Genomic DNA, 23,759 nt, shown 5'->3' on the forward strand with positions numbered 1-23,759 from the left:
ATGGCGCGTTTTTTTTATCTTAGTTTTTCAGTCCTGTTGTCCCGGTTAACCATGAAATTTTGCGCTGCATTTTTGCTGTCCCTGTTGTTCCTGTTGTGCTGTGCAAACGGCGCCCGGGCCGGTACGGCGGATACGCTGCAGCATATGGACCAGGATCGCCTGGTAGGGTATACGTTCCGGGTGTTCAATACCGAAATTCAATATACCGATTCGGTAACAGCCTTCCGCACACTCGACCGCGTAGCGGAGATCGCGCGGGACCGCAACTCCTGCGCCCTGGAAATGTGCGCCGTTTTCCTGAAAGGTAAATACTGTTTTATCCGCAATGCCGGCCGCAAGTTTAAGGTCGTGGATTGTATTCCCTTTTTCGATACTGTGCTGGCCAAGGAGCATTGCTCGGATATGTTGTATACCGAAGCCATGTTCTTTAAAGGGTATGCCCTCAGCCGGACTGCCGAGTATTCGAAGGGCTTCGAGTACATCATCAGGGCCAAGGAAAAAGCGAAGGCGGAAGGCTTCGAAGGCTTTCCCAATACGTTCGAGCTTTATGCCTTACTGGGCAACACCTTCTATTCTTTTTCTGATTACGAAAACTCGCTTACTTACCTGTTAGAAGCTATTCCTTACCAAAGTACGGTAGAGATGCGCGAAGCCGTGGATCTGTATAATACCATTGCGCTCTGTTACCGGCAGATGGGTAAATATGATACCGCCGGTTATTATTTTAAACATGCACTCGACCTGGCCAATACTGCGCATGTATCCGATTGGATCGGTATCGTAAGTGGCAATATAGGCGAGTTGCTGTACCGGCAAAAGCAATACCGCGAGGCATTGCCTTACCTGCAGCGGGATGTGCAGATCAGTATGGCTACCCAGCAAACGGCCAGCGCAGCCAAGGCCAGTCTTTCCATGGTGCGGGTATACCTGGCGCTGGAGCAACAGGACTCTGCTGCCGTTATCCTGCAAAATGCCCGCCCGCTTGTGTTCCAGGCCGGCGAAAATAAAGTGCTGGCAGACTATTACCAGAACCTGTTTAAACTCTACAAGGACCGCGACGGTAAACTGGCGATCCGTTATGTCGATTCATTTCATTACTTCCAGGACCTGGCTGCCCGCGAAATGGACGTAGTGGTAGCCGACCGGATCAAAAGCAAACTGGAAACGGAAAAGTACCAGTCGAATATCAAACTGCTGGAAAGCGAAAAACGCTGGCACCAGACAGAGCGCAAAAGCGTGGTGGTGATCCTGCTGCTGATCGTGCTGGTTTGCTGGCTGATTGTACGGCGTATACGCCAGGAACGGCGGCATGCCCGTAAGGAACTGGCCAATGCGTGCCTGCTGCTCGATACCTATACGGCCAGCCTGAAACAGAAAAGCCGGTTGCTCGAAGAAGCCCGCCTGGAGCTGGATACGCGCAGCATACCACTGGTTGCCGGCGACGATAATCCTGAACAAAATGAACTGGTATTGCAAAAGCTGCAACAGGCCACCATACTGACCGAAGAAAACTGGAAAGACTTCAAACGCCTGTTCAGCCAGATTCATACCCAGTTCTTTTCCCATCTCGAAAAACACTTTCCCAACCTGACCAATGCAGAGATCAGGCTGCTTGCCTTATCCAAGATCGGGTTATCGACCAACGAAAAGGCAAGCGCACTGGGTATCTCGCCCGATTCGGTACGAAAAACCAAGCTCCGTTTGTACAAGAAGCTTGGTATTACCGAAGAGGAAATGCTCCGGAGAATGATGTAACTACCGTATCAGGGTCAGGTCGCCCTTGGTTTCATACAGTTTATTATCGTCGCAGGTATACTTGCAGGCATACATATACACGCCGGCATTGGCCGGTGTGCCGTTTTTATAAGTGCCGTTCCATCCTTTCCGTACATCTTCATTGTCGTATACCAGTGTGCCATAGCGGTCAAATACCCGCAGGGTTACGATCTGTTGGCCGGGTTTAAGCAAAGGGTTGAAGTAATCGTTCAGGCCGTCGTTGTTGGGGCTGAACGCCGTGGGCGTAAGCGCCTCGCAACAGGGCGCCACCCGCGCCATTACGGAATCGGTAGCATAACAGCCGTAGGCACTGTATACCCTGAGATAAACCGGCTCGGGCCGCTTAAACGTACCCATAGCTGTCGCATTTTCCGTGCCGCTTATTGTACGAAAGGCTTTTTCGGGCGACCACAGGTAATAACCATCGTCCTCCGGGTTTTCGGCTGCAAAATGCAGGGTATCGTAGGTACAGCGCAGTTCGGCATCGTAAAGAATAGCGGCATGGGGCAGGGGGCGTTCGGTAACCTGCAGGTCCAGCGAGGTATCGGCACAGTTTTGCAAACTGGCCGTAACGGAATAGAGACCGCCCGATGCCGCCCGGTATTGCGGCCCGGTTTCGCCTGCTATGGGGCTGCGTTCCCGCCACCATTGGTACGTAGCGCCATTGGTGGGATTGTTTACCGAGAGCAATGCCGTATCGCCGGCACAGAGATCGATACTGCCCGTACCGCTCAGCAGTACGCCGGGTAAGGGTGTGATGTTGAGGTGCAGGGTAACCAGCGTGCCGCAGAGGTCGCCCGGGTTTTCGCGCACCAGTGTATCGTAAGTGCCGGGCAGACCGATATAGCGCCCGTAGAAATTATAGACTTCGCCGAGGCAGCGGGTAACGTTCAGCGTATCCCTTGGGAACTCGGCCACCTGTATGATACTGGTATCGCTTACGGCCACGCAGTTATAATTGCCGATCACGCCCTGCGGGCCCGTCTTGAACCGGATCCAGTAAGTGCCGGGCAACAGGCTGCCGGTATTGAAAGTATAGGCCGTGCTGCCGGTTGCCGGTCCCTGGTCCAGCCAGGTGGCGCCATTATCGGCGCTGTATTGCCATTGGTAGGCCGCCGGGTTATAGGGACTGTTGATCACGTTGGCGTTAAAATGCAGCTGGGTATTCTGGCATATGGTCGTATCCAGGCGGGGCTGGATATGCGATTCGGGAACACAGGGTTGTACCGTAATATCGTCGATGGCCAGGTCGTTGCCATAACCCGAGCCTACCGAGTTATTGACCAGTTGCAATTTGATCGAGGTGCTGCCGCCGTTGTTAAACACCACGGAATACTGGTGCCAGGCTTCGTCGGCCGGTACATTGCCCGATGCCGAGGAGCCCAGTACGGTATTGGTCACCGCATCGATCGCGTTCAGCGTCATATTGGGATACTGGTAGGTAGGGTTAGTGGTCAGCGATGCGGAATTGGTATTCAGGATCCATACCGATAGCTTCAGGGTAGTATTGGGACAGAGGTCGTCCATCACATATTCGAAAAATACGGTAGCGGCCGTAGAGGGGGCATTGATCACGAACATCAGCCCGTTGGGATTGCCGGTATGATCCGGTGTGCCTACCCAGCCGCCCTGCCCGCTGGCCGTGGGTATCTTTACCAGGCCCGAATAGTTATCGACCAGCACGCCTCCGGGAGGACCGGCGGTGCCTACAAAAATGGTGGAAGTAGAGGCGCCCGGTGCATAAGTAGTCAGCGGGCCATACCAGGTGTCGGTAGCATTGCCCTGGCCAAAAGTCTGGTTGACCAGCAATTGTCCCCATACGCCGTTACAGGTGTTTTGGGCCTGGCTGGCCAGGACGGTATACAGGAAAAACAGGGCAAGGGTAAAGGTTCTTTTCATTTGATCCGGGTTTTTATAAATGCAAAATTTTTTATTGTGTTGATCGGGGTTCGTGTTCCCATGAAAGTATCGATCTGCGCAGCGGATCGGGCATAAGGGATACAGACAAATGAAAAGACAAATGAGCGGGACAAAAACCGGACAATTATACCTTTGTTATTTATTTTGTTATATGTTTTTGTTTTAACAATTTGTATATATAATGCATTTTTAAAAATGTGCTATTGTTCGTTTTTTGCCTCATCTGCAGCTGCTTTTGCTGCGGGTGACAGGGAATGTGACTAAACGTTAAAGGGATTGTAAGGCGGTTAGCGGTGGGTTAACTTTTGATCAGGCAGGCATGCTCCGGGATCGAAAATGCCGGCATGCCGCTATAGTTAAAAATGATGTTGGGTTAACATGCTGCGGTTGATCTTTGCACTCTTTTTCTGAACTATAATGAGCCGCAAACAATACTTCGCACTGATTCTTATTCTTGGTACCCTAACCGCATTGGCCCCTTTTTCGATCGATATGTACCTGCCCGGGTTCAAGGCCATTGCCGACGATCTGCATACGAGCGCATCCCGGGTCTCGCTTTCGCTTACCGGGTTCTTTATCGGTATTTCGGCGGGCCAGCTGCTCTACGGTCCGCTGCTCGACCGTTTTGGCCGTAAAAAACCGTTGTACATCGGGCTTACGGTATACATCCTGGCTTCGGTCGGTTGTTCCATGGCCCATTCGATCGAAAGTCTTATTGCCTTGCGTTTTATACAGGCGATCGGCAGTTGTGCAGCTACCGTAGCCTCGGTAGCCATGGTACGCGACCTGTTCCCCGTAAAAGACAGTGCCAGGGTATTTTCCCTGTTGATCCTTGTATTGGGCGCCTCGCCCATGATCGCGCCTACGGTGGGCGGTTATGTTACCGCTGCTTTTGGCTGGAGTTATGTATTCCTGATCCTGGCCCTGCTGGGTTTGGTGGTGCTGGCCGCTTCGGCGCTTTGGTTACCCGACAGCTACCAGCCCGATCCGGGTATATCGCTTAAGCCCGCGCCGATTATCGCCAACTTTCTTGCCGTAGTGCGCGAGCCCCAGTTTTATACCTATGCTTTTACCGGCGCTATCGCATTCGCGGGTTTGTTTGCCTATGTATCGGGTTCGCCCCTGGTGTTTATGACCGTATTTGGTGTAAGTGAAAAAGTATATGGCTGGATCTTTGCCGGTTTGTCGGTAGGTTTTATCGGCGCCAGCCAGTTGAATACCGTATTGCTGAAATGGTTTAACGGTACGCAGATTATCCGGGTGGCGCTGCTTTGTTACGCGGTACTGGGTATTATGTTTGCGGCCACGGCCTTGCTGGGTTGGCTCAACCTGCCGACGGCCATCGTGTTTTTCTTCCTGTTGCTGGCTTGTGTGGGCATTACCAATCCCAATGCTTCTTCTTTGTCGCTGGCGCCTTTTTCAAAGAATGCAGGAAGCGCTTCGGCCTTGATGGGCGCCCTGCAAATGGGTTTCGGTGCGCTGATCTCGGTGCTGATCAGTATGTTCGAAAAGCCTTCGGCCACACCGGTTGCTGCGGGTATGGCTATAGCGGGCCTGTTGGCGCTGGGGGTGTTTTACATCGGTAAACGTAATATCGTGCAGCCGGTAGCGGTTGCTCAAGGCGATGCGGTACTGGCACATTAACAGGTTATAAGCAGCTTCCGTATGGAGCGATACCATAAAATAAACGACAATGCCAGGACCCGGAGGTCCTGGCATTGTCGTTGGTATAGCCCTAAGTTTTAATCGAGTGTAAAACCCAGGGACAACTGGAAGCCTTTGTTTTTAACGGTTGCGTTGTTGTTATTGCTCAGGTTGGCAAAGCCGAAGCCGTACTGTGCACGCAGGTATACGCCCCAGGGTGTTTCATAACCCAGGCCCGCGTTCAGACCGTAGTCGAAGCGTTTGGTTTCATCTGCGTCACTGCCGAATTTGACATTATCGCTGGTCTTGGTTTCGATACCGAGGGTGGTAATCGTATTTTTTACTTTCCCGTTAGTGGCCAGGGCAGCATAAGGGCCGGCAGAGACGAACAGGCCGCCTGCATTACCCAGGTCGAAACGGTACAGGGCGTTTACCGGGATTTCGACATAACCGATATTGACCGTAGTTTCTGTTTTGAGAATGCCGGCGTCGGTGGTCGATTTAAATCCCTTGGTGGAGTAGAAGATACCCGGCTGGATATAAAAGCCGGCTACCACGGGAATATTAACGACACCACCGGCTTTAAATCCGATTTTCGAGTCGGAGTTTAATTCCAGGTTGCCCGCTTTACGGGTTTGGTTAAAGATGTTCAGTCCTATTTCAGGAGCGAAGGTAACCTGCTGTGCGTTGGCGCCCAAAGCGAGCAGGGAGGCCATAGATGTAACCAGGAATGTTTTTTTCATATTTTTCGTGATTTAGTTAACGCTGTAAGGGCAGACTGGCTGCTTGCAGGCAATACTTGCAAAAAGTGATCCATTTGCCAGGATAAGACAAAATAGTCACGTTGAAGTTGTGTTAAAATCAGGTGCAGGCCGGGCCTGCCGGTCTGTTATTTCAGGTGTAAACTGCTGTAAATAAACAGCGTAGCTGCCGTTATGGAAAAACCGATATTAAACGACAAATTTGCAAGCTCAATCTCCAATTTTTCTGAAACCATAACATGAAACCCATCTCTACCGGAACTTCGACCTCTTCGGCCAGCATTGCAGGAAAAACCGTTTACGCCATTCTTTTTGCTGTCAGTTTTTCTCATTTACTCAACGATCTGCTGCAGTCCACGATCCCTGCCATATACCCGATGCTGAAGGATAAATACCGGCTTTCTTTTGCCGAGATCGGGATGATCACCTTTACGTTCCAGCTTACGGCCTCCATCCTGCAGCCCTTTGTGGGCTTCTATACCGACCGGCGGCCGCGGCCTTATTCTTTATTGGCGGCTATGCTGTTTACGGCGGGCGGCCTGGTATTGCTCGCTTATGCCGCATCGTTCCCGGTTATCCTTATGGCGGTTGCCCTGGTGGGTATCGGGTCGTCGATCTTTCATCCCGAGGCCTCGCGTGTGGCTTACCTGGCCTCCGGCGGGCGACGTGGTTTTGCACAGTCTATCTTCCAGTTGGGCGGTAATGCGGGTAGCGCCACCGGTCCCCTGCTGATTGCCATCGTGGTAATGCCTTACGGGCAGTACAATATTGTCTGGTTTGTGCTGGCGGCCTTATTGGCAATACTGGTGCTTACCCGGATTGCGGCCTGGTACCGCGGGCATCTTAACCTGCGTGCTGCATCCGGGGCGCCTAAAGAGACGCCCGTGGTCCGGCTTTCGCCCGCAAAGATCACCCTGGCGCTTACCGTATTGCTGGTGCTCATCTTCAGCAAGTATTTTTACATGACCAGTATTACCAGCTACCTAACCTTTTACCTGATCGATAAGTTCCAGCTGAGCCCGCAGCAATCGCAGATGTACCTGTTTGTTTTCCTGGCCTCTATTGCTGCAGGTACGGTTATCGGCGGTCCTATCGGCGACCGCTTCGGCCGCAAGTACGTGATCTGGATCTCTATACTGGGTGTGGCGCCGTTTACGATGCTGTTACCCTATGTAAACCTGTTCTGGCTGGGCATACTGATCGTGATCATCGGTATTATCCTGGCTTCTGCCTTTTCGGCAATATTGGTTTATGCCCAGGAGCTGGTGCCGGGTAAGGTGGGTATGATCTCCGGGCTCTTCTTCGGTTTTGCCTTTGGGGTTGCGGGCCTGGGCTCGGCCTTGCTGGGTTATCTTGCCGACCATACCAGTATCGAGTACGTATTTAAAGTATGCGCCTACCTGCCGCTTATTGGCATTATTACCGGTTTGCTGCCGGGGCTTAACCGCGATACGGAGTAGTACGCTAAATCAATAAATTAATAAACTATAGGGGCGGCTCACAACGGGCCGTCCTTTTTTGTGCTACATAAAAAAATCTTACTGCGCTTTGTTTTCCAGTTTTTGAAAAAAAATGTAAAAAGAGATAGTATTTTGTGGCACGTGATTTGTCATTATTACAGTAGGTTTGGTTAAATAAATGTTAGTTGTTTGTTCTTTAATATATTATGTGCGTTTCGTTAATTAGTGTGAAACGGCTCGTTGCGGGCATCTTATTTTCTGGATATCTTTGTTAATTTACGAAAAGGTATCCCATGAGACAAAGGCTTACACGTTTGGTGCTGTTGACATGCTGTGCACTTATCGGGGTTATTGGTTTGCAGATTTTCTGGCTCTATAATGCTTATGGCGAACAACGAAAAAGATTACTGGCAACGGCTAACGAAGCGCTGCTGGAAACACAGCTGATGACAGGTGTTAACCGGCAACTTACCTCGGCAGCCATGGGGCTGACCAATGGTTTGCTGGAAGGATATGCCAAGGGCGAGCGGCCGGTAGTGAAGCTGAACCCGGATCTGAAGGGTGAGCTGGACATCCGGAAAATTAAACCCGGGGACATCAGCACCAACGACGAGGAACTGAAAAGTGAACTGGCCCAGCTGATAGGCATGGACACGGCGCCTAAGAACTATACCATACAGCAATATAAGCTGAGATTGAACAAGACGCTTGTATCCAAGCATGTAAGCCTGCCGTTTGAGCTGGCCCTGCTTGATCCGGATTGTCATATTATCGCCAGTACGGTAGATACGGCAAAGTTTTTGCGTACGGGTACCAAGTCGGGTATGGAGCAACGCATTATAGCCCGGCTTAACGAGAAGCAATCCGGTATCCTGCAGCTGGCTTTTCCGAATGTGGCTTTTTACCTGCTGCGGGAAATGGGGCTTGTGTTGTTTCTTTCCCTGTTCTTTATCGTCGTGTGTGGTTTTTCTTTCTATTATATGATTGCCTTGTTCTTTAAGGATAAAAAAGAAGCGGAAGTAAAGAACGACTTCATGAACAATATGACGCATGAGTTGAAAACGCCGATAAGCTCGGTCTCTATGGCGCTCGAATTGCTCCAGGACGAGTCGGTGGTGATGAAGGAAGCGGATAAAAAAGAATATTTCCAGATAGCGGGCAACGAGCTCAAACGCCTGGGTATGCTGGTGGATAAAGTGTTGCGGATGTCGGCTTTTGAAAAGATGGAAGTGGATCTGAACCTGGAGAAGTTCGAAGTATTGCCCTGGCTGGAAGAGATTGTGAGCGCGGTAAAATTGCAGACAGAAGGCATTGCTTCCGATATTACCATCAATATCTGGCCCTTCGATCTCCAGTTCAACGCCGACAAGGAACAGCTGACCAGTGTGATCCAGAACCTGCTGGACAATGCGGTAAAGTACCGCGACCAGCAGAAGGACAGTCTGAATATATGGGTAGATGTATGGGAGCACGAAAGCAATAACTTTATTACCATTACCGACAACGGGCAGGGAATAGCCGCCGAGTATATCTATAAAGTATTCGGCAAGTTTTTCAGGGTGCCCACCGGCGACGAACACGATATTAAAGGTTACGGGCTTGGCCTGAGTTATGTGCGGGAGATCATTAAACTGCATCACGGCGAGATCGAGGTGAGCAGCACCCTGAAACGGGGTACCAAATTTGAAATTACAATTCCGAAAAAACAGAGTTTATATGCAAACAATTCTACTGGCCGAGGACGAACTGGTACTAGGTAAGCTTATTAAAGAAGCCTTGGAGCGGAAGTCGTTCGAGGTGTTATGGGCTAGAAACGGGCAGGAAGCCTATGACCTGTATTGCGCGCACCGGCCTGCGCTTTGTGTGTTGGATATTATGATGCCCGTGAGCAACGGCTTCGTTGTGGCAGCCAATATCAGGGCTCTGTCGAAAGACGTGCCGATCCTTTTCCTGACGGCGCGCTCCGAGACGGACGATGTAATCCGGGGCTTCGAAGCCGGGGGCAACGATTATATGAAAAAGCCCTTCAGCCTGGAAGAGTTCCAGTTAAGGGTGCAGGAACTGCTGCGCCGCAACCAGCAACCTTCTGCAACGCCCGCCGTGGTAGCCATGGAGAATTTTGTACTCGGCATTTACCAGTTCAGCCCGGTATCGCAGGTGCTGAAGTGTGATAAAGAGACGATCAAACTTTCGTTCAAGGAGTCCGAATTGCTGAATGCGCTGATCAGTTATAAAAATACCCTGATGCCGCGGAAAGAGATCCTGATGCAGCTTTGGGGCGACGACAGCTTTTTCCACTCCCGTACTATGGATGTGTATATCGGCAAGTTGCGCCGTTATCTCAAGCATGACACTAACCTCTCTATCGTTAATATCCGGGGTTTTGGTTTTAAACTGATCGAAGAAGCCGGCAAACTGAATTGACCGTCACGCGGTACTATCCGCGTGAGGGCAACATTTCAGTAATCTCTTGCGTACTGCCCAGCTCGCCGATACGGGGAAAAATGTACCGCAGGCTATGCTCATGTGCCGCGGCAACCATATCTGTCATCGCGTCGGTGGCGAAAGTAAGGTTGTAGCCATACTCGTTGGCAGTCCGTGCCGTGCTCTCCACTCCGATACTGGTGGCGATGCCCGCCAGTACGATTCCCGTTACATTATGCCTGCTGAGCGTTTCGTGCAGGCCGGTGGCATAAAATGCATTCCAGGTTGTTTTCCGTACCAGTATATCTCCTGTTGCCTGTTGCAGCTCCGGGACCAGGGTAAAAAATCCGCTGTCCAGCATTTGTTGTCTTGCCTGTTCAATCTGCTCCGGGTGCCTGGGTAACCGCTGGTCGGTAGCCCGTACCAGCGAGGCCGGTGCGCCCAAAGGGTCTACATGTACCAGCACGACCGGTAGCTGCGCTGCGCGGAATGCGCGGGCCAGATCAGCCGCCCGGGCAATTACCTCCCGGGCCGGGTGGGCGGTAGGCATACCGGTAATACCTTGTTGCAGGTCGATCAATACGAGGGCGGATTGCTTATCTATCGCTGTAATCATTATTTTAATTTTTAGGGTATAGCTGCTATTTTTTGTAATAAAGGGATCGCTTTTTTTACGGCGGCAAGTTCTGCAGTGCTTAAACTTAATAATGCATCAGATAGCCATTCATCTCTTTCATAACGGGTCCGGTCCACCATTTTCCTTCCTGCCGCCGTCAGGCTGATGGCCATTCTCCGGCCATCGGCATCTTTAGCGCGCCGGCGGGTAAGCCCGGCAGCTTCCAGCTTTTTCAATATAGCCGACATCGACTGGCTTTTTACCTTAGCCAGTTGTGCAAGTTCGGTAGGGTAGAGAAACGGGTGCCGGTACAAAAAAGACAGCGTAGTCAGCTCGCTGATCGAAAAGCCTTCGGCGGAATAAGTTCTGCGCAATCTTTTATGGAGGTCCGATACGGCATCGCGTAAACCTGTGGCTGCGTTATCTTTCATTGTTTTTATGTTCTCTAAACTTGTAAGTTTAACGAACAAAATTATCGAATCTTTTTATAAAACGAATAACCCATCCTGTTAAAGATGGGTTACCGGTGATGCTCTTATGTCGCTTTATTCCCGTATGGAAGTCTTGTCCTGCAGCGTCATATCTGCAATATCCTTTTTGGTGCGGAACACCACGCCTTTCTGTGCCGCGGCAAAGGCAAAGAATTCCTTCGCCGCCTGCACCACCTGTGGCGTACCGCCTATGCGATCGTGAAAACTTACCGACATCATCCGGCGGCGCGTTGCCGACTCTTCATACAGCTGGTTGAATTCAAGTTTGAGTTGTTCGAGAAACTGGCCGGCGGAGAAATGACGGCCTTCGATCAGCACGATATCGTTACAGCGCAGGGTATAAGGTACTACGGCAAAGTCCTTTTCATTAACCTGCAGGATATAAGGCTCATCGCGGCTTATATCGTCGATATGATAACGGAAGCCGAGTTCCTGTAATATCTTCAGGGTGTTGTCGCCCCGGCGCAGCCAGTTGGCATTATAACCTACAGGTGTGGCGCCGGTCACCTTGTGCACCGCATCGGCGCCCTCTTTGATAAACCGGCGTTCCTCTTCGTAAGGCATGGTGTATTGCGTGGCCCAGTTCATGCCATGGGCGGCGGCTTCGTGTCCGCGCGTCACGATCTCTCGGGCCAGGTCCGGGTTTTTCAATACCGCAGATCCTACCATATGCGAAGTGACTTTTATACCGAACTTATCCCAGAGGTCGAGCATACGGGGTATGCCTTCTTTATAGCCATAGGCATACCAGGTTTGGGCGGGCAGGTCGGTATAGCCGGCCTGCATGTTATGCGGGAAAGGGCTTTCGGCATTAGCGGGTTCGCCGCCTGCTTCAAATTGCATCGATACCGAAATGATCAGTCTTGAGCCATCGGCCCATTTGGAGTGTGGGGTGTGCATGGTTTGGGTTTGAGCGCCGGCTGAAGCCAGCAACGACGCGGGTTGTAATAAAGTGGCGGCGCCTATAAGGCTGCCCTGCCGGATAAAGTCTCGCCTGCTGCTCATGGTGTGGAACGGATAAGCTGGTCTGCGGATAACCTGTTGCTGTCGATAAACTGGAGCAATAAGGCAAAGAAGGCAATATGGATCAGTTGCGAGGGCAGGGCTTCCCAGTTTTCGACCAGGGTGGTGCCCAGGATGAGCAGGAGCATAACACCGGCCGCGGCGATAAGCGCCGGCCGGGTCCAGAGCCCGGCAACCAGCAGCAGCCCGGTCAGCAATTCTGCAAAGGGCAGGACCAGGCTAAAGGGGCGAACCAGCGGCGCGGGTAACAGGGAGCCCGCGAACTGTCCCGTCATCCAATCGCTGAAAGCCCGGAGTTTAGGCATTCTTACCAGCCCGTGTCCCAGCATACTCAGGCCGGCAGCAAGACGCAGCAGGAGAAAAGCAGTCGTATTCATACGTATAATGCGTTTTAGGTTACTGCAAAACTCCTGTTTCTCCCTGTTGAAATCCTGTATAATCCGTGGATTAATCTGTACTTTTGCAGGTATGGAAATCCGGAACCTTTACCAGCCCTTCGAGCTGGCCCTGCTGGAAACAAACGATTATAAAGCGCAACGGCATAAAAATACTTTTTTCGAAATGGTCTTTGTGCTGGATGGTACGGGGCTGCAGCTGATCAACGAACACCAGCTGCCTTATGGCCCGGATAAGCTCTTCCTGGTTTTTCCGAGCGATAGTCATGGTTTTGAAGTCAAAGCGCCCAGCCGGTTTTTCTTTATCCGTTTCAACGATAGTTTCCTGCAAACCCAGAACCGGAAGTGGGTGGAAAAACTGACGTTCATTTTCCGGAATTATAACCATATGCCCGGGTGTATCCTGAAAAATACGACCGACAAACCTCTCGTACGCTCGCTGGTGGAGGCGCTCCTGCGCGAACAGGCCAACGGGCATCCGCATAGGGAAGAGGTGATGGTACAGCTTATCCATACTGTGATCAGTATTGCGGCCAGGAATATAGCCCTGCAACTGCCTTTTGCCGGCGGACATGCCGACCAGGGTACCGCCAACCTGTTGCATTATATCCATGCACACATCTACGAACCCGATAAGCTGAAGATCACTGCGCTGGCCGCTCATTTCCATCTGGCGCCCTCTTATATGGGCGAGTACTTTAAAAAGCAGGCCGGGGCCAGCCTGCAGCAGTACATAGGCAGCTACCGGCTGCGTATGCTGGAGCACCGGTTGCAATATACCGATATGCGCATACATGAAATAGCGGAAGAGCTTGGTTTTGCCGATGAGAGCCACCTGAACCGCACCTTTAAGAAACATCATGGCCTGAGCCCGACCTCCTACCGCCGGCAACGCAAGGAAGCCGCCGGTGTATAAAAAACGGGCATCACCCAGAGCAATTATCCTATGCGCACACAACCCCTGATCGTAACCCTGGAACTGGAAGCAGCCGACCAGGCCTATTTCAGCATACAACGGCAGGCCTATTTCCCGGCCCACCGCAATTATCTCGACGCCCATCTTACGCTGTTTTATCACCTGCCCGCCGCGGAGCCGGCTGTGCTGGCATGCCTGGAGGCCGCTGCCCACAGGCCGCCTATGTCGCTTCGGGTGGAGGGACCTGCCTATATGGGCATTGGTGTGGCTTACGGGCTACGTAGCGAGGAGCTTGCAGCCTGGCATGCCGGTTTACAACAACAGCTGGATCCCTGGCTTAAACGGCAGGACCGCAAAATACTCTGGCCGCATATCACCATCCAGAACCGGGTAACCGCTTTTAAGGCGCAACTGTTGTACGATAAGCTGCGCGCAGATTTCGAGCCCTTTGATATAACGGCAAGAGGCCTCCGGACCTGGTTGTACTTTTATGGTCCCTGGAAGCCTCTTGCTTATTATCCCTTTCAAAACGGATCAGTCGATCGACATGGGGCTTAAAAAGATCTCCGATTTAAAGGAAAACTTTTCGCCCGAGTCGGCCAGTGTCGCTCTTACGATAATGGTTACTTTCTTTTTTACTTCGGTATAGTCCTTGATGGGCCATACTTTCTCCACGAGTTGCGCATGTATGGTGGTGTCGGCATTGACGAGCCGGGGTTCGTATTTGCGGATACTGACATTAACCGATTGCCGGAACTGTTCTTCCCACTGCGCATCCGTCAGCGAATTTTCAAACTCCAGGTCCCAGATCTCGTTACCGTAATCCTTGTCAAACCGGTTCTCCCCAAATTTGGTCGTGATCAACAGTTGGATATGCTGGGCTATATTCTCGCCTATATTATGACTGAGCCGGGCATCGCCGCCTTCCATGATATGGCCGAAGTCGAAGGGCAATTTGTAATACATGATCGATCGTTTATTCTGTTTCGCTATTACCTGCCTCCATACGTTCCGCTACATTCTTTTCTATCGAGGCTTTCAGGATATCGTTTTTCATGTAGCGGAAGTCCTGCATTTTTTCTTTGGGCAATACCAGCATATACGAGGCGTTTTCCGCCACCCTGGTTTCGAAGTCGGGGTTAAGGCTCCTGATCTGGCTTTCCGGTATGCCGGTCTTTTCGGCGATCACATCGATCCGGTAGCTGGCATTCAGTTCTTCGGTCTCCAATCCCTTTTCAGACAGGGTGTCCTTGTAGGCTTTCAGTTCGGTCTGCATGCCGCTTTCCGGTATGCGGCCATCGGTAACGGAGGAGGAGGCCATGAATTTTTTTACATGGTTGCGGGTCTCTGCAGGCAGGAACGGTTCCACATCCCAGTACATACGGGAGTTGGCCCGCTGTATGGCATTATCCACCCGGCCCACGCCGCAGTTGTATGCGGCCACCGCCAGCTCCCAGCTGCCATAACGCTTATGCAACAGCTTAAGCAGCTTTGTGGCTACCGCCGTGCTTTTGATCAGGTCGAAGCGTTCGTCGAGCACATCGTTGACCACCAGCCCCGAGCCAGTTGCTGTACCGGGCATCAGCTGCCAGGGACCTGCGGCGCCCGCGGCCGATACTGTTTTGTGTTCCAGGTAAGACTCCACGATTACGAGGTTCTTCAGTTCGACCGGCAGCCCGTTCCTGCGCAGCGACAGCTCCACGTAGTTCAGCAGTATGGCTTTGTCTTTGGGCAGGTTGACCAGCCCGCTTTTGTAACGGGTCATATACCCTTTTATAAATTCCTTATCGCCGGCATTGATATGGACCGGCCGGGTTGCAGGCCGGGCTTCGTCGGGCGCTGCGTCCTGTGCCAGGGCCGTATAACCGGTCAGCAGCGCCAACGACAGGAATAAGCATCTTGTTCTCATAGATAAGTAGGTTAGGTATGGTGGCCGGGGTGTTGTTTATTTCATTGCCGCCTCCGTTTCCGGCTCCGTAAGGGCGTCGGGCAGGTGGTCTTCGCTGATCAGGTAATAGGTTTTGCCGTTGTTGATAAATTGCAGGTCGCCGTTATTGATATTCTCCTGCAGCCAGTTGGCTTTGGCCCGGCTCTCGGTAAGCAGGCTGAGGCCGCTGCCGGCTTTCAGGCCCGACGATTTGATGCCGCTGATCGGTTGGTTGGTCCAGGTAGGATTCAACGATTTGTAACCGGTCAGTACTTCAAGCGCTTCGGAAATGGTAAGCTCGCTTACCGGTTTGCCGATGGCCATGTTTTGTTCTTTCGCGGTTTTCTTCACTGTCTTTTTAATGTGCCGGTAAATGGCGCCGCCGTCGCCTGCGTTATACCCGCCGCTGCCTGCAAGGCGTACCAGCCTGGCAGTGAGTTGCTGGTATTCTTCGGCCGAGAGCAATACGCCTGTCTTGATATGCGCTGCCTGGCGACCGCCCGTTTTATAACCTGTCCAGGCCGGTATAAAGAAGGAGCGGGTCCGGAAGGTATTTGAACTCAGGAAGTTGGCCGGTACATAGTTATTGGTATAGTTGGGATACAAGGTAGCATACTGCCTTTCTACCCGTGTATTTTTAGCGCCGATGGTCAGGAAGTAGCGGATCAGGGCGTCTTCGATCATTTTGTTGTCGCGGTACACCTGGCTGATCAGGCTGTCCATACTGCTGCCCAGGAAGATCGGCTGCATCTCTTCCCGGTTTACGGGGTACAGCACATAACCCTGGATCATAGACTTGGCGGGATAGTCGAGGTGGAATACACCCGAATCGCTGCCGATAAGCGAAAAGTCTACGTTGGATAGAATGTTGGCGGAGTAGTCTACTACTTTGTCTTTTTTGTATACGGCTATATTGGAGGCGGTCTGTTCGATCAGGTCCCTGGCCTGGATCACGAAGTTGTTATAGGCATCGTCGCTGTGGGTATGGCTCTGGAAGATCAGCATACGGGCGCCTACTACGCTCAGCTGGCTTACCACATCCGACCAGTTTTCGCCGGCCGACTGGTTAGCGCCTGCGGCGCCGTACAGTACTACGATATTGCTTTCGTCGCGGTAGGGGTAAAGCATCCGGCCGGCATCGGAGAGGCCTTTAAATACGGCCTGCGTGGTATACTGGTCGTTGCAGCTAAACACTTCGCGCTGGCGCTCGGACCAGAAGCGGCTCAGGCCGTGGTAGTCCGTCGAAAGCGGGTACTGTTCTGTTTTGCAGCCTTTCAGGTTATCTTTGTAGATTACGCTGCCGATACGCACCTGTTTGAACTGGCGCGATTTGTTCAGCGAAATTTCCAGGTTCTGCAGGGTAGTGGCCAGCGCGGGCAGGTATTTGCCATTGTCGGGGCCGCCGTCCACTACAAATACGATATTCAGTTTGTCGTTGCCGGCTATGGTTTTCTGGCAATCGGCATAGGTCAGTCTTTTGCCCGATACGCTGTATACCTCGTTCTGGCTACGATCCAGGGCGTCGGTCATCAATGCGGTTTTCAATACCTGCAGGCTGTCGTTAAAACGGTAGCTGCCATTGATCGGGAATACGTTTTCCAGCACCGTGCCGTTGCCGGCATTGCTCTTGTCCAGTACAAACATGGGCTTTTCGCGGTTGGTACGGTTGCCCAGCGTAGAGTCGCTGTAGAAGCTGATCCTGGCCTTGCCGCTTAAGCTGTCGTCGTAGAAAAAGAGGGCGCGGGTACCCCATATCTTGATCAGGTCTTTGGAGATCCAGCCGATCTTGGCGGTTTGTGCGCTGTCTGCAAAGATGCGGGAGGAGGCCGATACCAGGTATTCTTTCCCGTTGCTCGATTGTTTATAGATATAGAAGATGTCTTCCATCATGCTTTTGCCCACCGGTTTTTTATGGAAGGGTGTAGCGAACAGCAGTATGGAATCGTTGCCTACGTGCTGGGGCAGCGAGCTGAAGGCCTGCTCGTTGCGGTATGCCGTAATGGCTTTGATATAAAACCGGGTACGGCTGTCTTTAATCGCATTGCTCCACAGCAGCATCTGGTCTTTGTGTACCCAGCCCAGGAATGCCGCAGCCGATGCCTGTATCCTGCGGGCGCCTTTGAGTTTCAGGTCGGGGGTGTATTTTACCAGGCCCAGGTAGTCGCCTTTACGGCTCACCACATAACAGGGTTCCATAAATCCCAGCGATTTTTTCTGGGCTTCTCCGCCGGGGCGGGTATAGGTAGGGTTGTCGGCCCGGTCGGAGTATACGATCCAGGGACCGCCTTCGTTGGTTACGCCATCGTTGAGGGCGCGGTCTTCGCCCTGCAGTTTGTAACTTTTGCTTTCGTCCGGCGCTTTTTTTACAAGATAATTCTTAGTGAAAAGACCGGCAGTCTGGGCCTGTACGGCCAGCGATGCGCTGATGCAGCAGGTCAGTACGAGGATTCCGGCTTTGATCTTCTGTTTCATCGGTAATGTTTTTTGGTAGAATAGATGTTCATATTGCTTTAGGATAAATCGGGGCTACGATCAGGGCGCTGTTTTCTTTTCCTGGATCACCTCGATGCGGTCGAAGCAGGTCGATTTGTTGTCTGAGGCGGAAAGGGTAACTTTCTGGATCATGATGCCTTTGTCGTACTGCAGCCCGCGGCAATACGTGGTAAAGTCGTTGATCTTCGAATTCACGTTTACGGATACTGTTTTATCCCTGCCGCAGAGGTATTTGTTTTTGAGGTAGTTGAAAATGGTGGCAAATTCTGCAGCGTTCGGGTGGTTGGCAATCTTCTGCAGGTTGATCCGGAAGTCGTTTTCGTATTCGCGGTAGATATTGGGCAATGCTGCGAGGCTGTCCATCGTGTTTTCGTAAGAGGGGAGCACTTCGATCTGGTGGGTAACAGGATAGTTATGGTTGTCTACTTCCAGGCTGATGGTGTATTTGCCGGGAACGGTATAGGTATGCTGTACTTCCGGTTTAACGGTAATCTGTTCTTCGCCGTCGCCAAAGGTCCAGGTAAACAGTTTGGTATTGGTCATGCCTTTGATCCGGAAAAAGTTTTTCTCGCCTACGTTAACCAGCTGGCTGCCTTCTATGCTCAGCAGCGAATCCTGTATGGTAAAGGCCGATGTCGACTGGTTGACCAGGATCTGGAAGGTGTCGGTATGTTTATTGTTGATGGTAAGCACGGCGGTATAGATGCCGGCAGAGGGAAACTTGTGGTAGCCGGAGGCATTGAGCGACACGAAACCGTCGCTGAACACCCACCTGCGTTTCTGGGCAAAGTCGGAGGAATCGCTGAAGTAAATGCTGTCGGTATTGCTAATGGTTCGGGGGTATACGCCGGCTTTGATATTGCCGCGGTCGGGCAGCAGGCTTTTGATGCCGATGATGCTGAGCACCAGCAGGGCCGCGACAAGTAAGGTGATAGCTACAATTTTTCCGGTGTTTTTGTTCCACATAAGTAATGATTTATTTGGTATTTAGGTGTTGTTTAGGGAGCTGTGATTTTTATGGGCTGGAGGATATTACTGGCCGGTACGGCATCGTTCCAGGTCGTCTTTATACTTCACGATATTATCGAGTTCCACGCTGATGTTCTGCGCATTACTGAGCGAATAATTCAGGAAATCGGCCATTTGCATAAATACCAGTTTGCGGCTGTCCTGTATGTCCGGGTTGTTGTACAGGCCCCTGATGTAGGCGATGCGTTGCTCGATCTGGCGTTCGTTTTCCAGGGTCTTGGCGCTGCCGTAATAGGCGCGGATCAGGGTCATGGTACTGTCGTATTCCTTAGCCGCCTTCAGTTGTACGGTTTCGAAATACGCAGCGCGGTCGATGGTCGCTTTATCGACCTCGGATAATTGGGTAAAGGGGTTGGTAGTGCCGGAGAATACCAGCCAGATCAGCAGGCTGGCCACTACCACGTAAAGGGCGATGAGGTAGCCCAGGTAATGCCGTTTTTCAATACGGCCAAGGGTAACTTTTTCTTCCATGGTGCCTTGGATTTATCGGTTAGGGTCTAAGAACGGGTTGCTTTTCTTGATTTTAACGGTACGGCAGCGGTCCAGTTTTTCTTTAAGCCGCGCTTTCTCTTCGATGGCGGTCAGGAGCGTATCCAGTATTTCCATTTGTACCGGGTGGTTCTTAAGCAGGCTGTAGTAGCCGCTGAAGCTGGTTGTACTATCGGTACCAATCTGGTTTTTAATACTTTTTGCGAAGTTGGCGATCTCGATCTTGTCGTATGCGCTGAGGTAGGTCATTGAAGAGACCCGGTCCATCTGCCCGTAGAGATTCTTGACGCCGTTCAGGTAAACGGTCTGTTTGTTTTCGATGCGGCGTAACTCGTCCAGCCGCGACATGTACGACATATTTTCCCGCTGGGCGGTCCACACGAAAAAATAGACTACGATGAGGGTCGAAAAAAGAAGCAGTGCAAACAAAATCCAGAAACTTACCGATTTCCTGCGGACTTCTTCCCGGTTTAATGCGATCATAAAGGGTTTTTTGTTTTAATGTGTTTCAGGGTGATTTTACTCTCTGTCGATGGAGGTATTAGTGCTGTTGTTTATGTATAAAAAAGATTTTTTTAAACGTTTTTTCCTGATGTTTTCCAGTAATTAAATTAAAAATTTATTTATTTAAATAACTTAATTAAATATTATATTTAAACGTTTAACTGATAAAATTTGCAGGCGCAGGAAACCGTATTCCGGGTGCTTTTAAGCGCTAATTCCGGAACAAATCTAAAGCGTATTTTTATTGAAAATCTGTTTAACTCAAATATAACAGTTTGTCTATGCGATGATTTTCAGCATTTTTTGAACCGATTGTTAATAACGAAATGTTTTCATGTGTGATCTATTCCTCTATTTATTTTACTATAATTCAAAATTTAATAAAATTATTTATACACTATGTTTAAATAAAACACTTTCTCATTTTCTTGATTTGTTAAAAAATAGGTATTTTGTCTAATGTTTTATTATCAATTAATTAACGGATAGTAAATTTCTTAGCTGCTATTTTTGTCTTGACCTTTAACCGGAATAACCCTGGCCGGGCGAAGGCAACCTATAAGAAAACAACAAATTGACTATCAGTAAAACAGATAATTGACTCTTATTAAATTAACGAATATTTTTAATTTGAAGTCATACATTTATTTGGATTTTAGACCTGGATTACCCTGAACAAAAACTATGAATCGCACCCATGAACACAGTCTATATCAACGAATCCATTAAATCCGTTTTTCATATTGCGAAATCTTTTGCAAGGGAAAACTATAATGAAAAATTCGGTGGTCCGCATGTCCTCAGGGCCTTATTGCATAAAGAATCCGGTCTTTACGGTTTCTTTGAAAGCAGCGGAAAAGATGTCGCTTACCTGAAAGACTGGGCCGATATCCGCATCGAAGAATGTCCGCGGCTGTCCCGCCTGCCAGATGATCCCGCACCCGACGAAACGGTAGAACGCATGCTCGAGGAAGCCGACGATATCCGGCTTAAGTTCGGGTACGACGAGGTGTCTGCTTTATGCCTGCTTGCCGCACTGATCAAACCCCGTGTAGCTTTCAGCCCCGAACAACTGAAGTCGCTGCCCCTGCGCGAAGCCGATTTTATGCAGTTGTACAATTTCAGTCCGGGCACTTTGCCCCCGGTAGCCGGCGGCGATACGGGGGCGCCGGAAAGCAATGGCCAGCAGAAACAGAACAACGCGATACTGCAATACTGCAAAGACAAAACCCAGCAAGCCCGCCAGCAAAAACTGGATCCCATCATCGGCCGTGAAAATGAAACCCGGCAAATGATCGAGATCCTGGGCCGGCGCAGCAAACCCAATGTGATCATCGCTGGCGAACCGGGGGTAGGCAAAACCGCCCTGCTCGACGGTTTTGCACAAGCCATCATAGCGGGCCGTGTACCGGCGCACCTCCAACAGGCCGTATTGCTCGAGCTCGACCTGGGCGCACTAATGGCCGGGGCCTCCTACAAGGGCGAAGTCGAAGACCGGCTCAAAAAGATTATTGCCGCCCTCAAACAATACGAAAAAGCCATTCTCTTTATCGACGAGATGCATGTAATGCTCGATGCCAAAGGCCCCATGGGCAGCGGCGTGGGCAACCTGCTCAAGCCCGAACTGGCCCGGGGCGAGATAACCGTGATCGGGGCTACCACGCTCGACGAGTACCGCAAGATCATAGAACCCGAACAAGCTTTTAACCGCAGGTTTGAGCTGCTGCAGATCGCAGAGCCCGACCTGGTAGGCTCGGCCAAAATGGTCGCCTTGCTGGTGCCGCACTACGAAGCACACCACAACGTACGTATATTGCCCGAAGCCATACCCGAATGTGTAAGGCTGGCTAAACGCTATATCAAGGATAAAAGACTGCCCGATGCCGCGCTCGACCTGCTAGACCGCACCATGGCCGCCATCCGTATGATGGACGAAACATCGGAGCAGGACCTGGCCAACTGGGAAACCGAGTACCGGGCGGTACTGGACAACACCGACCTGGCTGAAGCCGGGCTGCTGGCCGAACTCAACTGGCTGTACCGCACCTTAAAACATACCATTAGCCCGATCCTGTTTGGCGCCCTCACCGACGAGACCGAGGTGGAGAAAATACAAACTGCCGAGGCCTTCCGCGACTACCTGGACCGCATACTCGAGGGCCTGAAAACCCTGTCGAAAGACAAGCGCGAAAGCGTGGGCCCGATGGAGATCGCTGCGGTAGTGGCCTCCAAGACCGGTATCCCCATCGGTAAGATCCAGACCCAGGAAAAAGAAAAGCTGCTCCAGATGGAAACCTACCTCAAACGCCGTATGGTAGGGCAGGAGCATGCACTCAAGATCATTAGCGAAGCCATTATCGAAAGCCGCAGCGGTATCAATAAAGCGGGCCAGCCTATCGGCTCCTTCTTCCTGCTGGGCCCTACCGGCACGGGTAAGACCGAATTGGCCAAGTCGATCGCGGAGCTGCTGTTCAACGACGAGAAGGCTATGATCCGCTTCGATATGTCGGAGTTTAAGGAAGAACATTCGGCGGCCCTGCTCTATGGCGCGCCTCCGGGTTATGTGGGTTACGAAGAGGGCGGTATGCTGGTCAATAAGATCAGGCAGCAACCTTATTCCGTGGTCTTGTTCGACGAGATCGAAAAGGCCCACCAGTCGGTATTCGACGTGTTCCTGCAGATTATGGACGAAGGACATATCCACGATAAGCTGGGTAAAGAAGGCGACTTCAGCAATGCGCTCATACTTTTTACGTCCAATATCGGCAGCGACTTTATCATCGAACAATTCGAACAGGGCAATATACCGGCATCCAACGAGCTGATGGATAAGATGAGCGGTAAGTTCCGCCCCGAGTTCCTGGCCCGTATTACCGAGATCGTGCCCTTTGGTCCCATCACCGAGGATATGGCGGTACAGATCTTCAGCATCCAGCTGCGCGGCCTGCTCGATATCCTGAAGAAAAAAGACATTACCCTCGAGATCGAAGAACCTACCCGGCGTATGCTGGCCCTGAGCGGCTTTACCCCGCGCTACGGCGCCCGGCAGATCGGCGGCACCATACGCCAGCAGATCCGGCGCCCGATATCCCGTATGATCGTGGGCGGCGAACTCCCTGCCGGCAGCACCGTAACCCTGAGTCATGACGCGGAGAACGCGTTGCAATGGACAGTGACCGGAAATACTGCAGTATAACTATTGAACCCGGGGACACGATGCGGACCCTGATCTTATCAAGAAGAAACAAAAAAGAGGAGGCAATACCGATCCATGAAATTTTGGGAATTCTTAAAGAAAATATTCAGGCCGTTTTTTGTTCCTAAACATAACATTCCCGAAGCGGCGCCCGTACCGGAGCCGCCCCTGGAAAACGAAAAACAAGTTTTATCATCCTTAAAATCAAAAAACATGGCGATGTACAATTATGAAGTTGGCGGTAATGAAGTTAAAGTGGATGCCAACGAAGCGATTAACGAGATACAGGCAAATAAGACCCTGCTGGTATCCCAGTTGACCAGTGAAGAGCCGGTGCAGCCGGAGATCGTGAATGGTCTTAAGACCGTTGAGGATGTGTTCCGTTATTTTAAACCCGCGATCGATGTCGAGATGGCTACCGCCGAAGGTGAGCCGGTGCGGGAAAGCATGCGTTTCGGCAAGCTCGACGATTTTACGCCCAAAGGCATTACCCGCCAGAGCGCATTTCTCAACAAACTCCGCATCCAGCAGGAACAATATACCAAAATCATGAAGCAGCTGAAGTCCAACAAAGTGCTGCAGACCATGCTGACCAACGCCGAATCCCGGGAAGCGATCGTGAATGCGCTGCGGCAGGTTGCCGGCGAACTGGAAGCCAACGAAGCCAAGTAATCTAATCATCCTATACCCAACAA

At 51.3% G+C, this 23,759-nt stretch carries 21 protein-coding genes; 9 read left to right on the top strand and 12 right to left on the bottom strand.

The window, feature by feature from the left end:
- Nucleotides 1-51 precede the first annotated feature (51 nt).
- Nucleotides 52-1,755: a tetratricopeptide repeat protein gene (locus B0I18_RS08890; protein ID WP_181358394.1), complete on the top strand. Its 1,704-nt coding sequence runs from the start codon at nt 52-54 to the stop codon at nt 1,753-1,755.
- On the opposite strand, the gene B0I18_RS08895 is transcribed toward B0I18_RS08890, so the two are convergent.
- Entirely contained in the window at nt 1,756-3,675 is a 1,920-nt protein-coding gene (locus B0I18_RS08895; protein ID WP_106522335.1) for a T9SS type B sorting domain-containing protein, read from the bottom strand.
- Between the two features lie 438 nt (nt 3,676-4,113).
- Between B0I18_RS08895 and B0I18_RS08900 the strand changes: the two genes are divergently transcribed.
- Nucleotides 4,114-5,340, top strand: a complete 1,227-nt coding sequence (locus B0I18_RS08900) for a multidrug effflux MFS transporter (RefSeq protein WP_106522336.1) — start codon at nt 4,114-4,116, stop codon at nt 5,338-5,340.
- A 98-nt stretch (nt 5,341-5,438) separates the two neighbouring features.
- Here the strand turns inward: B0I18_RS08900 and B0I18_RS08905 are convergent, their stop codons facing one another.
- Complete coding sequence (locus B0I18_RS08905; protein ID WP_106522337.1) at nt 5,439-6,083, bottom strand: porin family protein; 645 nt, start codon at nt 6,081-6,083, stop codon at nt 5,439-5,441.
- Between the two features lie 257 nt (nt 6,084-6,340).
- Here B0I18_RS08905 and B0I18_RS08910 point away from each other — a divergent pair, with 257 nt between their 5' ends.
- The 3 genes from B0I18_RS08910 (at nt 6,341) to B0I18_RS08920 (ending at nt 9,985) form a co-directional block, all read left to right on the top strand.
- Complete coding sequence (locus B0I18_RS08910) at nt 6,341-7,561, top strand: MFS transporter (RefSeq protein ID WP_106522338.1); 1,221 nt, start codon at nt 6,341-6,343, stop codon at nt 7,559-7,561.
- A gap of 356 nt (nt 7,562-7,917) precedes the next feature.
- Nucleotides 7,918-9,321: a sensor histidine kinase gene (locus B0I18_RS08915; RefSeq protein WP_181358395.1), complete on the top strand. Its 1,404-nt coding sequence runs from the start codon at nt 7,918-7,920 to the stop codon at nt 9,319-9,321.
- Complete coding sequence (locus B0I18_RS08920) at nt 9,278-9,985, top strand: response regulator transcription factor (protein ID WP_106522340.1); 708 nt, start codon at nt 9,278-9,280, stop codon at nt 9,983-9,985. The genes B0I18_RS08915 and B0I18_RS08920 overlap by 44 nt, the downstream gene beginning before the upstream one ends.
- A 13-nt stretch (nt 9,986-9,998) precedes the next feature.
- Here B0I18_RS08920 and B0I18_RS08925 read toward each other — a convergent pair whose 3' ends face one another.
- The 4 genes from B0I18_RS08925 to B0I18_RS08940 all read right to left on the bottom strand — a co-directional run bounded on the left by B0I18_RS08925 (nt 9,999) and on the right by B0I18_RS08940 (nt 12,492).
- Nucleotides 9,999-10,601, bottom strand: coding sequence for an isochorismatase family protein (locus B0I18_RS08925; RefSeq protein WP_219905947.1), 603 nt, complete (start codon nt 10,599-10,601; stop codon nt 9,999-10,001).
- A gap of 11 nt (nt 10,602-10,612) precedes the next feature.
- The gene (locus B0I18_RS08930; protein ID WP_106522342.1) at nt 10,613-11,032 is read right to left on the bottom strand and encodes a MarR family winged helix-turn-helix transcriptional regulator; all 420 of its coding nucleotides are present in this window, start codon (nt 11,030-11,032) and stop codon (nt 10,613-10,615) included.
- Between the two features lie 114 nt (nt 11,033-11,146).
- The gene (locus B0I18_RS08935; RefSeq protein ID WP_106522343.1) at nt 11,147-12,097 is read right to left on the bottom strand and encodes a polysaccharide deacetylase family protein; all 951 of its coding nucleotides are present in this window, start codon (nt 12,095-12,097) and stop codon (nt 11,147-11,149) included.
- Entirely contained in the window at nt 12,094-12,492 is a 399-nt protein-coding gene (locus tag B0I18_RS08940; protein WP_106522344.1) for a DoxX family protein, read from the bottom strand. Before B0I18_RS08940 ends, B0I18_RS08935 begins: the two co-directional genes overlap by 4 nt.
- 91 nt (nt 12,493-12,583) lie before the next feature.
- On the opposite strand from B0I18_RS08940, the gene B0I18_RS08945 reads away from it, so the two are divergent.
- Together B0I18_RS08945 and B0I18_RS08950 are read left to right on the top strand one after the other, a co-directional pair.
- Nucleotides 12,584-13,426, top strand: a complete 843-nt coding sequence (locus B0I18_RS08945) for an AraC family transcriptional regulator (RefSeq protein ID WP_106522599.1) — start codon at nt 12,584-12,586, stop codon at nt 13,424-13,426.
- A 30-nt stretch (nt 13,427-13,456) separates the two neighbouring features.
- Nucleotides 13,457-13,984 carry a 2'-5' RNA ligase family protein gene (locus B0I18_RS08950; protein ID WP_106522345.1) on the top strand — a complete coding sequence of 176 codons (528 nt, stop codon included), beginning with the start codon at nt 13,457-13,459 and terminating at the stop codon, nt 13,982-13,984.
- Here the strand turns inward: B0I18_RS08950 and B0I18_RS08955 are convergent.
- The 6 genes from B0I18_RS08955 to tssO (B0I18_RS08980) form a co-directional block, all read right to left on the bottom strand.
- Nucleotides 13,961-14,392, bottom strand: coding sequence for a GPW/gp25 family protein (locus B0I18_RS08955; protein WP_106522346.1), 432 nt, complete (start codon nt 14,390-14,392; stop codon nt 13,961-13,963). The genes B0I18_RS08950 and B0I18_RS08955 overlap by 24 nt on opposite strands.
- Before the next feature lie 10 nt (nt 14,393-14,402).
- Nucleotides 14,403-15,335, bottom strand: a complete 933-nt coding sequence (locus B0I18_RS08960) for a lytic transglycosylase domain-containing protein (protein ID WP_106522347.1) — start codon at nt 15,333-15,335, stop codon at nt 14,403-14,405.
- Between the two features lie 36 nt (nt 15,336-15,371).
- Nucleotides 15,372-17,825 carry a type VI secretion system protein TssR domain-containing protein gene (gene tssR / locus B0I18_RS08965; RefSeq protein ID WP_106522348.1) on the bottom strand — a complete coding sequence of 818 codons (2,454 nt, stop codon included), beginning with the start codon at nt 17,823-17,825 and terminating at the stop codon, nt 15,372-15,374.
- A gap of 60 nt (nt 17,826-17,885) precedes the next feature.
- The gene (locus B0I18_RS08970) at nt 17,886-18,812 is read right to left on the bottom strand and encodes a PKD domain-containing protein (RefSeq protein ID WP_106522349.1); all 927 of its coding nucleotides are present in this window, start codon (nt 18,810-18,812) and stop codon (nt 17,886-17,888) included.
- Between the two features lie 66 nt (nt 18,813-18,878).
- Nucleotides 18,879-19,346 (bottom strand): type VI secretion system TssO, encoded by a 468-nt coding sequence (gene tssO, locus B0I18_RS08975; protein WP_106522350.1) that lies wholly within the window; start codon nt 19,344-19,346, stop codon nt 18,879-18,881.
- A gap of 12 nt (nt 19,347-19,358) precedes the next feature.
- Entirely contained in the window at nt 19,359-19,847 is a 489-nt protein-coding gene (gene tssO / locus B0I18_RS08980) for a type VI secretion system TssO (protein ID WP_106522351.1), read from the bottom strand.
- A gap of 718 nt (nt 19,848-20,565) precedes the next feature.
- Here tssO (B0I18_RS08980) and B0I18_RS08985 point away from each other — a divergent pair.
- Together B0I18_RS08985 and B0I18_RS08990 are read left to right on the top strand one after the other, a co-directional pair.
- Complete coding sequence (locus tag B0I18_RS08985; protein WP_106522352.1) at nt 20,566-23,064, top strand: ATP-dependent Clp protease ATP-binding subunit; 2,499 nt, start codon at nt 20,566-20,568, stop codon at nt 23,062-23,064.
- Between the two features lie 213 nt (nt 23,065-23,277).
- Nucleotides 23,278-23,736, top strand: a complete 459-nt coding sequence (locus B0I18_RS08990; RefSeq protein ID WP_106522600.1) for a type VI secretion system contractile sheath small subunit — start codon at nt 23,278-23,280, stop codon at nt 23,734-23,736.
- Nucleotides 23,737-23,759 lie beyond the last annotated feature (23 nt).

Origin of the sequence: Taibaiella chishuiensis (assembly GCF_003014535.1) — a bacterium.
Classification (GTDB): Bacteria; Bacteroidota; Bacteroidia; order Chitinophagales; family Chitinophagaceae; genus Taibaiella; species Taibaiella chishuiensis.

Coding starts and splice junctions, on each gene's coding strand:
- B0I18_RS08895 (WP_106522335.1), bottom strand. CDS start 3,675: ATGAAAAGAACCTTTACCCTTGCCCTGTTTTTCCTGTATACCGTCCTG.
- B0I18_RS08905 (WP_106522337.1), bottom strand. CDS start 6,083: ATGAAAAAAACATTCCTGGTTACATCTATGGCCTCCCTGCTCGCTTTG.
- B0I18_RS08945 (WP_106522599.1), top strand. CDS start 12,584: ATGGAAATCCGGAACCTTTACCAGCCCTTCGAGCTGGCCCTGCTGGAA.
- B0I18_RS08955 (WP_106522346.1), bottom strand. CDS start 14,392: ATGTATTACAAATTGCCCTTCGACTTCGGCCATATCATGGAAGGCGGC.
- tssO (WP_106522351.1), bottom strand. CDS start 19,847: ATGATCGCATTAAACCGGGAAGAAGTCCGCAGGAAATCGGTAAGTTTC.
- B0I18_RS08940 (WP_106522344.1), bottom strand. CDS start 12,492: ATGAATACGACTGCTTTTCTCCTGCTGCGTCTTGCTGCCGGCCTGAGT.
- B0I18_RS08935 (WP_106522343.1), bottom strand. CDS start 12,097: ATGAGCAGCAGGCGAGACTTTATCCGGCAGGGCAGCCTTATAGGCGCC.
- B0I18_RS08990 (WP_106522600.1), top strand. CDS start 23,278: ATGGCGATGTACAATTATGAAGTTGGCGGTAATGAAGTTAAAGTGGAT.
- B0I18_RS08910 (WP_106522338.1), top strand. CDS start 6,341: ATGAAACCCATCTCTACCGGAACTTCGACCTCTTCGGCCAGCATTGCA.
- tssR (WP_106522348.1), bottom strand. CDS start 17,825: ATGAAACAGAAGATCAAAGCCGGAATCCTCGTACTGACCTGCTGCATC.
- B0I18_RS08900 (WP_106522336.1), top strand. CDS start 4,114: ATGAGCCGCAAACAATACTTCGCACTGATTCTTATTCTTGGTACCCTA.
- B0I18_RS08930 (WP_106522342.1), bottom strand. CDS start 11,032: ATGAAAGATAACGCAGCCACAGGTTTACGCGATGCCGTATCGGACCTC.
- B0I18_RS08890 (WP_181358394.1), top strand. CDS start 52: ATGAAATTTTGCGCTGCATTTTTGCTGTCCCTGTTGTTCCTGTTGTGC.
- B0I18_RS08920 (WP_106522340.1), top strand. CDS start 9,278: ATGCAAACAATTCTACTGGCCGAGGACGAACTGGTACTAGGTAAGCTT.
- B0I18_RS08925 (WP_219905947.1), bottom strand. CDS start 10,601: ATGATTACAGCGATAGATAAGCAATCCGCCCTCGTATTGATCGACCTG.
- tssO (WP_106522350.1), bottom strand. CDS start 19,346: ATGGAAGAAAAAGTTACCCTTGGCCGTATTGAAAAACGGCATTACCTG.
- B0I18_RS08985 (WP_106522352.1), top strand. CDS start 20,566: ATGAACACAGTCTATATCAACGAATCCATTAAATCCGTTTTTCATATT.
- B0I18_RS08950 (WP_106522345.1), top strand. CDS start 13,457: ATGCGCACACAACCCCTGATCGTAACCCTGGAACTGGAAGCAGCCGAC.
- B0I18_RS08960 (WP_106522347.1), bottom strand. CDS start 15,335: ATGAGAACAAGATGCTTATTCCTGTCGTTGGCGCTGCTGACCGGTTAT.
- B0I18_RS08970 (WP_106522349.1), bottom strand. CDS start 18,812: ATGTGGAACAAAAACACCGGAAAAATTGTAGCTATCACCTTACTTGTC.